Annotated in this window: 14 protein-coding genes and 1 other RNA gene; 8 read left to right on the forward strand and 7 right to left on the reverse strand. The window is 62.5% G+C overall.

Going from position 1 to position 13,224, the window contains the following annotated elements:
* Nucleotides 1-58: 58 nt before the first annotated feature.
* From HV793_RS11200 to HV793_RS11215, 4 genes are all read right to left on the reverse strand, one after another.
* Entirely contained in the window at nucleotides 59-964 is a 906-nt protein-coding gene (locus HV793_RS11200) for an NAD(P)-dependent oxidoreductase (protein WP_119449440.1), read from the reverse strand.
* A 74-nt stretch (nucleotides 965-1,038) separates the two neighbouring features.
* Nucleotides 1,039-2,643, reverse strand: a complete 1,605-nt coding sequence (locus HV793_RS11205; RefSeq protein ID WP_175213124.1) for a gamma-glutamyltransferase family protein — start codon at nucleotides 2,641-2,643, stop codon at nucleotides 1,039-1,041.
* A 187-nt stretch (nucleotides 2,644-2,830) separates the two neighbouring features.
* Nucleotides 2,831-4,336, reverse strand: a complete 1,506-nt coding sequence (locus tag HV793_RS11210; RefSeq protein WP_054458528.1) for a tripartite tricarboxylate transporter permease — start codon at nucleotides 4,334-4,336, stop codon at nucleotides 2,831-2,833.
* Between the two features lie 13 nt (nucleotides 4,337-4,349).
* Entirely contained in the window at nucleotides 4,350-4,814 is a 465-nt protein-coding gene (locus tag HV793_RS11215) for a tripartite tricarboxylate transporter TctB family protein (RefSeq protein ID WP_054458530.1), read from the reverse strand.
* Between the two features lie 424 nt (nucleotides 4,815-5,238).
* Here HV793_RS11215 and HV793_RS11220 point away from each other — a divergent pair, with 424 nt between their 5' ends.
* From HV793_RS11220 to HV793_RS11235, 4 genes are all read left to right on the forward strand, one after another.
* Entirely contained in the window at nucleotides 5,239-5,685 is a 447-nt protein-coding gene (locus HV793_RS11220) for a hypothetical protein (RefSeq protein WP_054458532.1), read from the forward strand.
* A complete protein-coding gene (locus tag HV793_RS11225) occupies nucleotides 5,685-5,996 on the forward strand; it encodes a cell division protein ZapA (protein ID WP_006388757.1) in 312 nt (103 codons plus the stop codon). The genes HV793_RS11220 and HV793_RS11225 overlap by 1 nt, the downstream gene beginning before the upstream one ends.
* A 33-nt stretch (nucleotides 5,997-6,029) precedes the next feature.
* A non-coding RNA gene (gene ssrS / locus HV793_RS11230) (6S RNA) lies at nucleotides 6,030-6,214 on the forward strand.
* A gap of 80 nt (nucleotides 6,215-6,294) precedes the next feature.
* Nucleotides 6,295-7,053, forward strand: coding sequence for an SIMPL domain-containing protein (locus HV793_RS11235; RefSeq protein WP_175213125.1), 759 nt, complete (start codon nucleotides 6,295-6,297; stop codon nucleotides 7,051-7,053).
* Here the strand turns inward: HV793_RS11235 and lgt are convergent.
* Nucleotides 7,028-7,816: a prolipoprotein diacylglyceryl transferase gene (gene lgt / locus HV793_RS11240; protein ID WP_054458535.1), complete on the reverse strand. Its 789-nt coding sequence runs from the start codon at nucleotides 7,814-7,816 to the stop codon at nucleotides 7,028-7,030. The two genes, HV793_RS11235 and lgt, sit on opposite strands and share 26 nt — an antisense overlap.
* A 126-nt stretch (nucleotides 7,817-7,942) precedes the next feature.
* Here lgt and ilvD point away from each other — a divergent pair, with 126 nt between their 5' ends.
* From ilvD to msrA, 3 genes are all read left to right on the forward strand, one after another.
* The gene (ilvD, locus tag HV793_RS11245) at nucleotides 7,943-9,628 is read left to right on the forward strand and encodes a dihydroxy-acid dehydratase (protein WP_175213126.1); all 1,686 of its coding nucleotides are present in this window, start codon (nucleotides 7,943-7,945) and stop codon (nucleotides 9,626-9,628) included.
* Nucleotides 9,612-9,947, forward strand: a complete 336-nt coding sequence (locus tag HV793_RS11250; RefSeq protein WP_054458538.1) for a c-type cytochrome — start codon at nucleotides 9,612-9,614, stop codon at nucleotides 9,945-9,947. The genes ilvD and HV793_RS11250 overlap by 17 nt, the downstream gene beginning before the upstream one ends.
* A gap of 79 nt (nucleotides 9,948-10,026) precedes the next feature.
* On the forward strand, nucleotides 10,027-10,581 hold the full coding sequence (gene msrA / locus HV793_RS11255; protein WP_175213127.1) for a peptide-methionine (S)-S-oxide reductase MsrA: 555 nt from the start codon (nucleotides 10,027-10,029) through the stop codon (nucleotides 10,579-10,581).
* A gap of 82 nt (nucleotides 10,582-10,663) precedes the next feature.
* On the opposite strand, the gene hppD is transcribed toward msrA, so the two are convergent.
* Nucleotides 10,664-11,776, reverse strand: a complete 1,113-nt coding sequence (hppD, locus tag HV793_RS11260) for a 4-hydroxyphenylpyruvate dioxygenase (RefSeq protein ID WP_054458542.1) — start codon at nucleotides 11,774-11,776, stop codon at nucleotides 10,664-10,666.
* Between the two features lie 156 nt (nucleotides 11,777-11,932).
* Between hppD and HV793_RS11265 the strand changes: the two genes are divergently transcribed.
* On the forward strand, nucleotides 11,933-12,409 hold the full coding sequence (locus HV793_RS11265; protein WP_054458545.1) for an Lrp/AsnC family transcriptional regulator: 477 nt from the start codon (nucleotides 11,933-11,935) through the stop codon (nucleotides 12,407-12,409).
* Between the two features lie 453 nt (nucleotides 12,410-12,862).
* Here HV793_RS11265 and HV793_RS31050 read toward each other — a convergent pair.
* Nucleotides 12,863-13,224, reverse strand: a 362-nt coding sequence (locus HV793_RS31050) for a hypothetical protein (RefSeq protein WP_217481768.1), incomplete at its 5' end; no start/stop codon positions are given.

Raw genomic sequence — 13,224 nt, forward strand, 5'->3', positions numbered from 1 at the left:
GTCCAAAGCAAAAGGCGAGCCTTGCGGCTCGCCTTTTTTCTTGCCGCGAGGGCAGGGCTCAGTCGCGCAGGCGCTTGATCAGGCTGGAGGTATCCCAGCGGCCGCCGCCCAGCTTCTGGACGTCGCCATAGAACTGGTCCACCAGGGCCGTCAGGGGCAGGCGCGCGCCATTGTGGCGGGCTTCGGCCAGCACCAGGCCCAGATCCTTGCGCATCCAGTCCACCGCGAAGCCGAAGTCGAACTTGTCGTCGACCATGGTGCCGCCGCGATTCTCCATCTGCCAGCTCTGCGCCGCGCCCTTGCTGATCACGTCCAGCACCAGCTTCATGTCCAGGTCGGCAGCCTGGCCGAAAGCGATCGCCTCGGACAGGCCCTGCACGACGCCTGCGATGCAGATCTGGTTGACCATCTTGGCCAGTTGGCCGGCTCCGGGCGGGCCCACCAGCGTGACCGCGCGGCCGAAGCTCTGCGCCACGGGCTTGATCGCATCGAACACGGCTTGTTCGCCGCCGCACATGATGGTCAACACGCCGTTGACCGCGCCTGCCTGTCCGCCGGATACCGGCGCGTCGACGAAATTCAGGCCCAGCTCCTTGGCCTGCGCGTAGAGTTCGCGCGCCACGTCGGCGGAAGCGGTGGTGTGGTCGACGAAGACCGCGCCGGGCGTCATGCCGGCGAAAGCGCCGTCGGGACCCAGCACGACGCTGCGCAGGTCATCGTCATTGCCGACGCAGGCGAACACGATCTGCGCGCCGGCCACGGCTTCGCGCGGCGTGGCTGCGCTCTTGCCGCCGAATTCGGCGACCCAGGCCTGGGCCTTGGCGGGCGAGCGGTTGTAGACCGTGACGTCGTGTCCTGCGCGCGCCAGGTGGCCGGCCATGGGCAGGCCCATCACGCCCAATCCGAGGAAAGTGACTTTCTGGGCTACGACAGCGTCGTAGCTCTTGGTACCGATCGTTGCCATGCAGGGGACTCCGCTTTATGTGATTGGGGCCGTCAGGCGTTGACGCCTGTAAACAGGCCCTAACCTTAACGCAATCAAAAGCCCGCGGCGAGTCCATCGCGCCGGCTGTCGCTGGCGCTGACATATCCGTCCACGGCCGGGTCGCCCAGGCGCCAGATGAACTGCCCCGATCCGAAGTCCATGTAGGGATCCGCCATGCTTTCGAGCACATGGCCGCGGGCGCGCAGTCCCTCGGCAACGGCCGCGGGCAGGCCGGCCTCCGCGTCCAGCGACAGTCCATGGTTCCATTTCCAGCGAGGCGCGTCGCAGGCGGCCTGCGGCTGCTGGCCATAGTCCAGCATCCGGACCAGCGTCTGCACCTGCCCCTGGGGCTGCATATTGCCTCCCATGACCCCGAAACTCATGACGGGTGCGCCATTGCGCATCAGGAAGCCGGGGATGATGGTGTGGAAGGGGCGCTTGCCGCCCGCCACCGCATTGGCGTGGCCAGGGTCGGTGCTGAAGCAATGGCCGCGGTTCTGCAGGCTGACGCCGGTGCCCGGCACCACCACGCCGGAGCCGAAGCCCATGTAGTTCGACTGGATGAAGCTGACCATCATGCCGCACTTGTCTGCGGCCGTCAGGTAGACGGTGCCGCCGCGCGGCGCGTGGCCGCTGGCGTGGGCCTGCGCCGCATCGGGGTCGATCAGGCGCGCGCGCTGCGCCAGATAGTCCGCGGCCAGCATCTGTTCGGGCGTGACCTGCATGTGCTGCGAGTCGGCCACGTGCGCGTAGACATCGGCAAAGGCCAGCTTCATCGCCTCGATCAGCAGGTGCTGCGTTGCAGGGTGATCCACCGGGCGTGCCGCCACGTCGAAGTTCTGCAAGATGCCCAGGGCGATCAGGGCGGCGATGCCTTGGCCGTTGGGCGGAATCTGATGCAGCGTGTGGCCGCGGTAGCTTTGGCTGATCGGCGTCACCCACTGCGGCGCGTAATCGCGCAGATCCGCCAGCGTCAGCGCGGCGTCGTGGGCTTGGGCATGCGCCACCAGCTTGTGGGCGGTCTCGCCTTCGTAGAAGTCCCGGCCGCCGCTGGCCGCAATGCGCTTGAGCGTGGCGGCCGCGCCTTGAAGCACGAAGTGCTCGCCGACCTGCGGCGCGCGTCCGCGAGGCAGGAAATGCTCGGCGAAGCCCGGCTGCGGTTGCAGGAGGTCGGCTTGCGCCGCCCACTTTTCCTGCACGATGGGCGACACGGCAAAGCCGCGCTCGGCGTATTCGATGGCGGGTGCAAGCACGTCGGCAAAGGACAACCGGCCCAGCTTTTCGTGCAGGGCGGCCCAGCCCGCCACGCAGCCCGGCACCGTCACGCTGTCCCAGCCGCGCATCGGGATGGCGCCCTGGTGCTTGCGCCGGAAATAATCCATGTTCCAGGCTGCCGGCGCCGTTCCCGAGGCATTCAGTCCATGCAGCTTGGACCCGTCCCAGATGATGGCGAAACAATCCGATCCCAGCCCGTTGCTGACCGGCTCCGTCAGGGCCAGCGTGGCGGCCGCGGCGATCGCCGCGTCGACAGCGTTGCCGCCTTGCGCCAGGATCCGCAAGCCTGCCTGGGCGGCCAGCGGTTGTGACGTGGCGACCACGTTGCGTGCGAACACGGGGCGGCGGGTGGTGGGATAGGGGTTGTTCCAGTTGAAATTCATCTCGAATCATCGCGTGGGGTAAACCCCTAGCTTACCGTACGCGAACTGCGTTTGAACATAACCCGTATTGAGTTGTATTGATTCGTAGCGTTTATCGGACTGGATGCCGGACGCGCAAAGAAAAACCCCCGGGCGGAACCCGGGGGTTTTCAGGGCGAGACTGCCGCAGCGGGGCGGCAGGCTGGCTTTAGTCTTCTTCGACGAAGGTCTCTTCGCGCTTCTTGCGGATCGCCGGCAGGGCCACCAGGATCACCAGGAAGACGGCGACGGCCAGCAGCGAAGCCGACAGCGGACGCGTCACGAAGGTCGTGAAGTCGCCGCGCGACAGCAGCAGGGCGCGACGGAAGTTCTCTTCCATCATGGGACCCAGCACCAGGCCCAGCAGCAGCGGTGCGCCTTCGCACTTCAGCTTGGACCACACGTAGCCGATGATGCCGAAGATGGCGGTGGTGAAGATGTCGAACGTGTTGTAGTTCAACGAGTACACGCCGATCGTGCAGAACACCAGAATCGCCGGGAACAGGATGCGGTAGGGCACCTTCAGCAGCTTGACCCACAGGCCGATCAGCGGCAGGTTCAGCACGACCAGCATCAGGTTGCCGATCCACATCGAGGCGATCAGGCCCCAGAACAGCTCCGGGTGGCTCGTCATGACTTGCGGGCCGGGCTGGATGTTGTGGATGGTCATCGCGCCGACCATCAGCGCCATCACGGCGTTACCCGGGATGCCCAGGGTCAGCAGCGGGATGAACGAGGTCTGGGCAGCAGCGTTGTTCGCCGATTCCGGGCCAGCCAGGCCGGCCGGGTGGCCCTTGCCGAAGCGTTCCGGATTGCGCGAGATCTTCTTTTCCAGCGTGTAGGAGGCGAACGACGACAACACGGCGCCACCGCCAGGCAGGATGCCCAGGGCCGAACCCAGAGCCGTGCCGCGCAGCACAGCGGGGGCGGCTTCCTTGAATTCCTGCTTGTTGGGGTACAGCGAGCCGATCTTGTCGGTGATGTCGACGCGGTTTTCCTTCTGCTCGAGGTTGGTCATGATTTCGGCGAAGCCGAACACGCCCATGGCCACGATGGCGAAGTCGATGCCGTCTTGCAGTTCGGGGATGCCGAAGTCGAAGCGGGCGACGCCCGAGTTCACGTCGGTGCCCACCATGCCCAGCAGCAGACCCAGCAGGATCATCGCGATGGCCTTCGGCAGCGAACCCGAAGCCAGCACCACGGCGCCGACCAGGCCCAGGCACATCAGCGAGAAGTACTCGGCCGGGCCGAACTTGAACGCGACTTCAGCCAGCGGGGGCGCGAAGGCGGCCAGCAGCAGCGTGGCCACGCAGCCTGCGAAGAACGAACCCAGCGCAGCGATTGCCAGCGCGGCGCCAGCGCGGCCGTTGCGGGCCATCTGGTGGCCGTCCAGCACGGTCACCACCGCGGACGTTTCCCCTGGCAAGGCCACGAGAATTGCCGTTGTGGAGCCGCCGTATTGGGCGCCGTAGTAGATGCCTGCCAGCATGATCAGGCCGGCCACCGGGGGCAGCACGTACGTGATCGGCAGCAGCATTGCGATGGTCGGGACAGGGCCGATGCCCGGCAGCACGCCGATCAGCGTGCCCAGGATGCAGCCCAGCAGGGCATAGGCCAGGTTCTCGGGCGTGAACGCCACCGAGAAGCCCAGCATGAGGTTGTCAAACAATTCCATGGCCGAAGGCTCCTTAGTTCATGCCCAGAAACGACGGCCACAGCGGGAAAATCAGCCCCAGCCCCTTGACGAATGCCAGATACGAGAACACCACCAGGAAGATCGCGTTGGCAACGGCGACCTTCAGGCTGAACTCATGGCTGGCCAGGCTGCTGACGACAACCAGAACGAACACCGAGATGTAGATGCCCAGCAGCTTGAGGATGAAGCCGTAGAGCACGACCGATCCGACCACCAGGAACACGATGCGCCAGTCGAACTTGTCGACGTGGGTTTCGTGCGCCTTCTTGGACATCGAGCCAAGCAGCACGATGGCGCCCAGCAATGCCAGAACAATGCCTAGCCAGAAAGGAAAATACCCTGGGCCCATTCGGGCGGCAGTACCCATTTGGTAGCTGCTGGCCTGCCAGGCGAATCCCAGTCCAAGGGCGATGAACATCACCCCCGACCAGAAGTCCTGTCGATTGCGTAGCTGCATGATTGGTTGGCTCCTGTTTACAGCATGTAGATAAAAAGGTCTGTGGCCAATCCCGCCGACAGGCGAGTGACAGGCACAAAAAAGGCACTTCAGGGTGCCATTTGTTCTTATGAAAGGTAAGGCTGGGATTCTTGAAAGGGCGAATGGTAATGGACGCCCGCCACGCTGCAAACCCTGTAAGGTCGGTGAAAGGCTGGGGTTTTCCCTAGAATTCGGGAACTCCCGACCCCGAGTTGTAACGGGTCAGGAAGTTTGAGGGCTTTTTGAAAGCTAAGTGAAAGTTTATAGAAAGAAAGACGAAAGCAGGATCGGCCGGATGCGTGGCTTTCGAATGAGGCAGGAATAAATCCTACTGAATATTGCCGGGTTTCTCACCTTGCGTGAAGAGACCCCGTTCAACTCAGGATGGTTTACGATAGCGCCCATGCTGCAAGATCTAGACCAACTCGCCGCCCGCATAGGGCAACTGGTGCAACGCACCCGGCAACTCCACGCAGAGCGTGACGCGTTGCGCCAACGCCTGAACGAAACCGAAGCTGAGCAGCGTGTGCTCAAGCAGCGCGCCGCCGAGCGCGAGGCCGAAATCGTCACGCTCCAGAGCAAGCTTCAGGATCACGACGGCGCGGTCACCTCCATGCTCGAGCAAGCCCAGCAGGCCGAGGCCGCGCTGCGCGAGCAACTGGCCCGCGAAACCTCCGAGCGCCAGTCTCTCGAATCGCGTTTCTCCGCCCGTGAAACCGAATTGCAAGGCAGCTTGCAGACCCGCGACACCGAATTACAGCGCTTGCGCGTGGCCGCCGCATCGGCCCGCGAGCGCATTGACGCCGTGCTGGCCCGCTTGCCGGGCGCACCGTCTGGAGAGCAACACTGATGGAACGCGTAGATGTCACCATACTGGGGCGCGACTATTCTTTGGCGTGTTCCGCCGAAGAGAAGCCGACGCTGCTGGCCGCCGTGCGCCACGTGGACCAACTGATGCTGCGCATCCAGGGCACGGGCAAGGTCTCCAGCAATGAACGCATCGCCGTGATGGCCGCGCTGCAAGTCGCGGGCGAGCTGCTCGCCATGAAAGCGCCCGATGGTCCGCTGGGCGGTTTGGCGGTCGGCGACTTCAAGCGTAGAATCGAGGACATGAACGCAGTACTCGATGACGCCTTGTCGGGTCAGGAAAAGCTGCTCTGACAGTTCATATAGCAGTACTCAAGTATTTTCAGTTTGTCCCTGCCGTGTTCGTGACTAGGCCATACATTCTCTGAACCTATGTCTTATGGCATATTGGTTGCGGGAGTGCAGAGCTGGAGTGATCGTCTCCTGTAGACGAACCCGACGCTCTTCGGAACGCGACCACCTTGAACCTCAGGGTTCGAGATGCCGGCCTTGACGGCACAGGCGGGGCATCTATCCCAGCGGGCCTGCCATAAGAGCAGGTCCGCCTCGGGCGCCTCACCACTCCCCTTCGTCCTCCCTCTAGGACCAGTCCATGTTCAAACACCCTGTTTTCTCGCTGACCAAACTCGGCGCAGCGTGCGCAGCCGTGGCCGCTCTGAGCGCCGTGCCGCTTGCCCATGCGCAGACCCAGGCGCCCGCCGCCGCGACCGAAGCGTCGGCCAGCCGCGCGCCCGAACTGACTCTGCAGGCCAATGCGTCTTCTGAAGTCAAGCAGGACACGGTTCGCATTTCCTTGTCCGCCGAAGTCGAGGCGCCCGACCAGCCCGCCGCAGGCAAGAAGCTGAGCGCGGCCTTGGACGACGTGGTCAAGCGTGCGCGCGACGTCAAAGGCGTGGAAGTGCGCACTGGCGGCTACAACGTCTGGCCGAACACTTCCAGCAAGGGCAAGATCGGTTCCTGGCGCGGCCAGGGCGAAGTGATCCTGGAATCCAAGGACTTCGAAGCCGCGGCGGCGTTGGCGTCCAAGCTGTCGGACAAGACCGCCATCTCGAATATCAGCTTCCTGCTGTCGCGCGAAGTGCGCGAGGCGGAAGAGCGCAAGCTGCTCAAGGAAGCCGCGCAAGCCTTCAAGGACCGCGCGCTGGCCGCAGCCAACGCCTTCGGTTTCTCGGGCTACCGCCTGTCCAAGCTGGAACTGGGCGGCTCGGGCGGCCCCGTGCCGATGCCGCGCATGATGGGCGCCGCGGCCATGGCCAAGGACGCCTCGGGCGGCTATAGCCCGGACGTCCCGCTGGAAGCGGGCAACGTCACGGTCAGCATCGCGGTCAACGGGACGATCGTTTTGCAGTAAGGCTGAACATGATGGCGCCCAGGGCGACCATCGGCACGGACAGCCACTGTCCCATGCTCAACCCGCCCGCGAGCAGGCCCAGGAAATTGTCCGGCTCGCGGGTGAATTCCACCAGGAAGCGGAACGTTCCGTAACCCATCAGGAAGAGCCCGCTCACCTGGCCCAGCGGGCGCGGCTTGCTCGAAAACCACCACAGCAGCGCGAACAGCACGATGCCTTCCAGGCCCAGCTCATAGAGTTGCGAGGGGTGGCGCGCCAGTCCGTCGCCGCTGCCCGGAAACACCATGGCCCACGGCACATCGGTGGGCCGGCCCCAGAGTTCGCCATTGATGAAGTTGCCCAGGCGGCCAAAGCCCAGCCCCAGCGGAATCAGCGGCGCGATGAAATCGCTGACCGCGAAGAATGGCAGCTTCTTCTTGCGTGCGAACAGCAGCATCACCACGATTACGCCGATCAGCCCGCCATGGAACGACATGCCGCCCTGCCATAGGTACAGCACTTCCAGCGGATGGGACAGGTAGTAAGAGGGCTTGTAGAACAGCACATAACCCAGCCGTCCGCCCAGCACCACGCCCAGCACGCTATAGAAGATCAGGTCTTCCAGATCCTTCACGTTCAGTGACGTGGTGTGGCCGGAGGTGATGCGGCGGCGTCCCAGCAGGTACACCAGGGCGAAGCCCACCAGGTACATCAGTCCGTACCAGTGGATGGCAAGCGGCCCGATCTGCAGGGCGACGGGGTCAAATTGGGGATATTGCAGCATGTTCTGCCCGACACAATAAAGTTGAATGATAATAACCGGCGAACATTGAAGATTCGCGCGCAAGCGAGCCAGTTCCCCCGGGGCGGTTGCCATGTCCGAGCCCCGGCGGCCGACAGGAGACAGACCATGCCGCACAACGATCGTTCCCGCCACATCACCCACGGTGTCGCGCGCGCGCCCAACCGCGCCATGTATTACGCGCTGGGCTATCAGGAAGCCGACTTCGAAAATCCCATGATCGGCGTGGCCAACGGCCATTCGACGATCACGCCATGCAATAGCGGCCTGCAGCGCCTGGCCGATGCGGCCATCGATGCGATCCGCGCGTCACGGGCCAATCCCCAGGTATTCGGCACGCCCACCATTTCAGACGGCATGTCCATGGGCACCGAGGGCATGAAGTACTCGCTGGTCTCCCGCGAGGTCATCGCCGACTGCATCGAGACCGCGGCGCAAGGGCAGTGGATGGACGGCGTGGTGGTGATAGGCGGGTGCGACAAGAACATGCCTGGCGGCATGATCGCACTGGCGCGCACCAACGTGCCCGGCATCTACGTCTATGGCGGCACCATCAAGCCCGGCCACTACAAGGGCAACGATCTCACCATCGTATCCGTCTTCGAGGCCGTGGGCGAATACACCATGGGCCGCATGCCCGAAGAAGATTTCAAGCAGATAGAAAAGTGCGCGATTCCCGGCTCCGGGTCCTGTGGCGGCATGTACACCGCCAACACCATGAGCTCCGCGTTCGAAGCCATGGGCATGAGCCTGCCGTACTCGAGCACCATGGCCAACGAGGACGAAGAAAAGGTCACTTCCGCCGCGGAGTCTGCGCGCGTACTTGTCGAGGCGGTCAGGAAGGGTTTGCGCCCGCGCGACATCATCACGCGCGAATCCATCGAAAACGCGGTGTCCGTCATCATGGCCACGGGCGGCTCCACCAATGCTGTGCTGCATTTCCTGGCAATCGCGCATGCGGCGGAAGTGCCGTGGACCATCGACGACTTTGAACGCATCCGCAAGCGCGTGCCTGTCCTGTGCGACCTGAAACCGTCCGGCAAATATGTCGCCACCGACCTGCATCGCGCCGGCGGCATTCCGCAGGTCATGAAGCTGCTGCTCAACGCCGGCCTGTTGCACGGCGACTGCATCACCATCACCGGCAAGACCATCGCCGAGACCCTGGCTGATGTGCCCGACGCTCCCAGTGCGGACCAGGATGTCATCATGCCGCTGGATCGCGCGCTGTACCCGCAAGGCCATCTTGCCATCCTGAAAGGCAATCTCTCTCCCGAAGGCTGTGTCGCCAAGATCACTGGCCTGAAGAATCCCGTCATCACGGGCCCGGCGCGCGTCTTCGATTCCGAGGATGACGCCATGACCGCCATCATGGCGCGCGAGATCCGCGATGGCGACGTGGTGGTCATCCGCTACGAAGGGCCGAAGGGCGGTCCCGGCATGCGTGAGATGCTTGCGCCGACCTCCGCGCTGGTCGGCCAGGGACTGGGCGAAACGGTGGGTCTCATCACCGACGGCCGTTTTTCCGGTGGCACCTGGGGGATGGTCGTGGGCCATGTCGCGCCTGAGGCTTTCGTGGGCGGCCCCATCGCGCTGATCCGCGAGGGCGATTCGGTTACCATCGATGCCCACAAGCTGCTATTGCAGCTCAATATCAGCGACGAAGAAATGGCGGCTCGTCGCCAGGCCTGGGTTCAGCCCCGGCCGCGTTATACACGCGGTGTGCTTGCCAAATTCGGCAAGCTCGCCAGCACCGCGAGCCGTGGGGCAGTTACCGATGCATTTGAAGAGTAGTCTGTTGTTGGCCGCCGCCTGCGTCCTGGGCGCGGGGGCGGCGCAAGCGCAAACCACCGGGTTGGATCTGGCCAAGAACAAGGCCTGTATGGCCTGCCACCAGGTCGAAGCCAAGCGTGTCGGCCCGCCGCTCAAGAGCGTGGCTGAACGCTATGCGGGGCAGGGCGACGCCATGGTCGATTACCTGGCAGGCAAGATCCGCGGCGGCGGTCGCGGCGCCTGGGGTGCCGTGCCCATGCCCGCGCAGACTCAGGTCAGCCCGGACGACGCTCGCGCGCTCGCCGAATGGATCTTGTCGCTGGCTCCGCCCAAGCAGTAGTCTTATTCTCTCGCGTTCCGCGCACGAAAGCCGGGACGCCAGGCCGTATTCCGCGGCCCTTTATCAGGAAGGAATCGTCATGGCAGAACAACCCTCTCCGGGCAATGAGGTCGCGGTACTTGGCGGCGGCTGCTTCTGGTGCGTTGAAGCGGTGTTCACCGAGCTGCGCGGGGTCAAGAGCGTGCTGCCCGGTTATAGCGGCGGGCATGTGGACAATCCCAGCTACGAGCAGGTCTGCGGCAAGGCCACGGGCCACATCGAAGTGGCCCGCATCGAGTTCGATCCCGCTGAACTGTCCTACAGTGACTTGCTGCGCGTATTCTTCGCGACCCACGACCCCACCACACCGGGCCGCCAGGGCAATGACGTCGGTCCGCAATACGAATCCGCCGTCTTCTGGCAGAACGAGGGGCAGCGCGAGCAGGCCCAAGCCGTCATCGCCGAGGTCAATGCACAGCAGATCTACGATGCGCCCATCGTGACGCACGTGCTGCCGCCCGCCAAGTTCTGGCAGGCCGAGGACTACCACAGCAACTACTTCGCCCTGCATCCCGAGCAAGGCTATTGCCAGTTCGTGATCGCGCCCAAGGTCGCCAAGTTCCGCAAGCAGTTCCAGGAGCGGCTGCAAAAGTAGCAGGCAAAAAAAACCTCACCACAAGGTGAGGTTTCAAAGCCAGCGCCGATGCCCGAGCACCGGGCGCTGGCGGGGGAAGACTTTATTCGACGGTCTTCACCACGCCGCGGCGCATCTGGTCCAGTTCGATCGACTCGAACAGGGCCTTGAAGTTACCTTCGCCGAAGCCATCGTTGCCCTTGCGCTGGATGATCTCGAAGAAGATCGGGCCGATCTGGTTTTCGGTGAAGATCTGCAGCAGCAGGCCGCCGCCGGGGGCGCCGTCCAACAGGATGCGGTTCTTTTGCAGGCGCGCTACGTCTTCGCCGTGGTTCGGCAGACGCCGGTCCAGCAGCTCGTAGTAGGTTTCCGGCGTGTCCAGGAACACTACGCCGTTCTGGCGCAGCGCTTCGATGGTGGCGTAGATATCTTCGGTGGCCATGGCGATGTGCTGGATGCCTTCGCCACGGTACAGGTCCAGGTATTCCTGGATCTGGCCCTTTTCTTCCGTGCCTTCCTCGTTGATCGGAATGCGGATGTTGCCGCAAGGCGAGGTCATGGCCTTGGACTTCACGCCCGTCACCTTGCCCTCGATGTCGAAGTAGCGCACTTCGCGGAAATTGAAGAGGCGTTCGTAGAACTCTGCCCACTCGGCCATGCGGCCTTTGTGCACGTTGTGCGTCAGGTGGTCCACCAGCGTCAAGCCGGCGCCGCGGTGATTCAGGTCGGCCTGGGCGTTTTGCGGATCCACGGGAACGAAGTCCACGTCATAGATGCTGATGTCGCCAATACCGCCATGGCCGTCCTTGCCAGCCCAGCGGTCCACCAGGTAGATCAGCGAATCGCCGATTCCCTTGATCGCTGGAATGTTCAATTCCATCGGGCCGCTGTGCGAATCGAAGCCCCACGCGCCCAGTTCCAGCGCGCGCTTGTAGGCGGCGTTGGCATCTTGCACACGAAAGCCGATCGCACAGATCGACGGGCCGTGCAGGCGCGCGAAACGCTGGGCGAAGGAATCCGGTTCTGCGTTGATCAGGAAGTTGACGCCGCCCTGGCGGTACAGGGTCACGTCCTTGTGGCGGTGCTTGGCGATGGCCTTGAAGCCCAGCAGTTCGAACACCTTGCGCAGCGCGGCGGGGTCCGGCGCGGCATATTCAATGAATTCGAACCCGGCGGTGCCCATCGGGTTGTCCCAGGGTTGGAAAGCGCTGCTCATAAGTCTGCTCCCTTGCATCGTTTTTAAGGACGACTTGTTCTTCAAGTCTAGACGGAGATTGTAGGAAGGAACGACGGGCAGACAATTGCAAACATGTCGCGAAAGCCAGTAGGTTGAGCAATAATATTGCCGGATAGAAAATATTAAGGGCTGAAAATGTCTGACATTGAGCTGGATAGGACAGATATACGGATTCTGGCCGAATTGCAGCGCGACGGCCGCCTCAGTAACCAGGAGCTGGCCGATCGTGTGTCGCTGTCGCCCAGCCCCTGCCTGCGGCGGGTCCGCAGACTGGAAGAGAAGGGCTTCATCAAGAAGTACGTCGCCCTGATCGACGCGAAGAAGGTCGGCCTGGGGCTGCTCGCCTACGTAAACATCCGTCTGAACAAGCACAGCGGATCCAGTCATGCTCCCATGAGCGACTTCGCACGCGACGTGCAACTATGGCCGGAGGTCGTGGAGTGCTATGCCATGTCCGGAGACATGGACTACCTGTTGCGTATACAGGTCGCCGACCTGGCGCATTTCTCCCGGTTCGCCATGGATACGCTGATGCGCCACCCTGCAGTGGTGGACATGCGTTCATTCTTCGCCCTACAGCAGATCAAGGAAACCACGGAGCTCAGGCTCTAGCTATGGCTTTTCAGCCCCTCTATATATATAGGTACCGCCCTCAGACGTTTGCCGTGGGGTGTCCAGGGCGAATGGTGCGTCCCCGTAAAGGATGCATCTTTTAAAAAAAGGGTGTCACCTTCGTAGTCCCGCCAAAATTCCGTGCTATAGTCTCGCTCCTTCGCGATTCGGGCAGTTTTGAAGCGTGAAGCCAAGCAGGCACACGGGTTGGCTAAGGGAAACCTAGCCGGCTTGCCGCCAGGTCAGCAGCGATGTTGACAGCGGTTATTGCAAGGGTTGCAGCAAATTAGGCAGAAGCCAGTTGCGTAATCTGCAAAAATCGTGCTATAGTCTTGGGCTTGGCTCGTGATGATTATTAAGGGTTTGCCCTTATATCACTGGCCATCCAGGCGGTAACCGATCTCGGATTCAAAGCGAAAGCGGCGGCGATGGGGTTGCTAGATAAGGTGCAAGTTAGGCAAAAGCCAGTTGCACAATCTGCAAAAATCGTGTTATAGTCTTGGGCTTGGCAGTTGCCGAAAAATTAGGGTTAACCCTGATATTTCGATAGCTGCTAAGAGAGGTGGACCTGAAGAGGTCGCAAGCAAGAAAGCGAAACGCAGTATGTGACGCCGACTTGACAAGCGAAAAAAACTTCTTCATAATCTCGTTTCTCTGCTGCAAACAACGCGGCGCCAGCGAAAGCGGCGTAGCGAAGCGAGCAGGCAGTAAGTAGTACAGAATTTGGCAGTACCGCTCTTTAACAATTAAACAACCGATAAGTGTGGGCGCTTGATGCGAGTGCATAGTGACTTCGGTCACAGGCACAATGAAAT

The organism is Achromobacter aegrifaciens (genome assembly GCF_902859965.1).
Taxonomy (GTDB): domain Bacteria; phylum Pseudomonadota; class Gammaproteobacteria; order Burkholderiales; family Burkholderiaceae_B; genus Achromobacter; species Achromobacter aegrifaciens.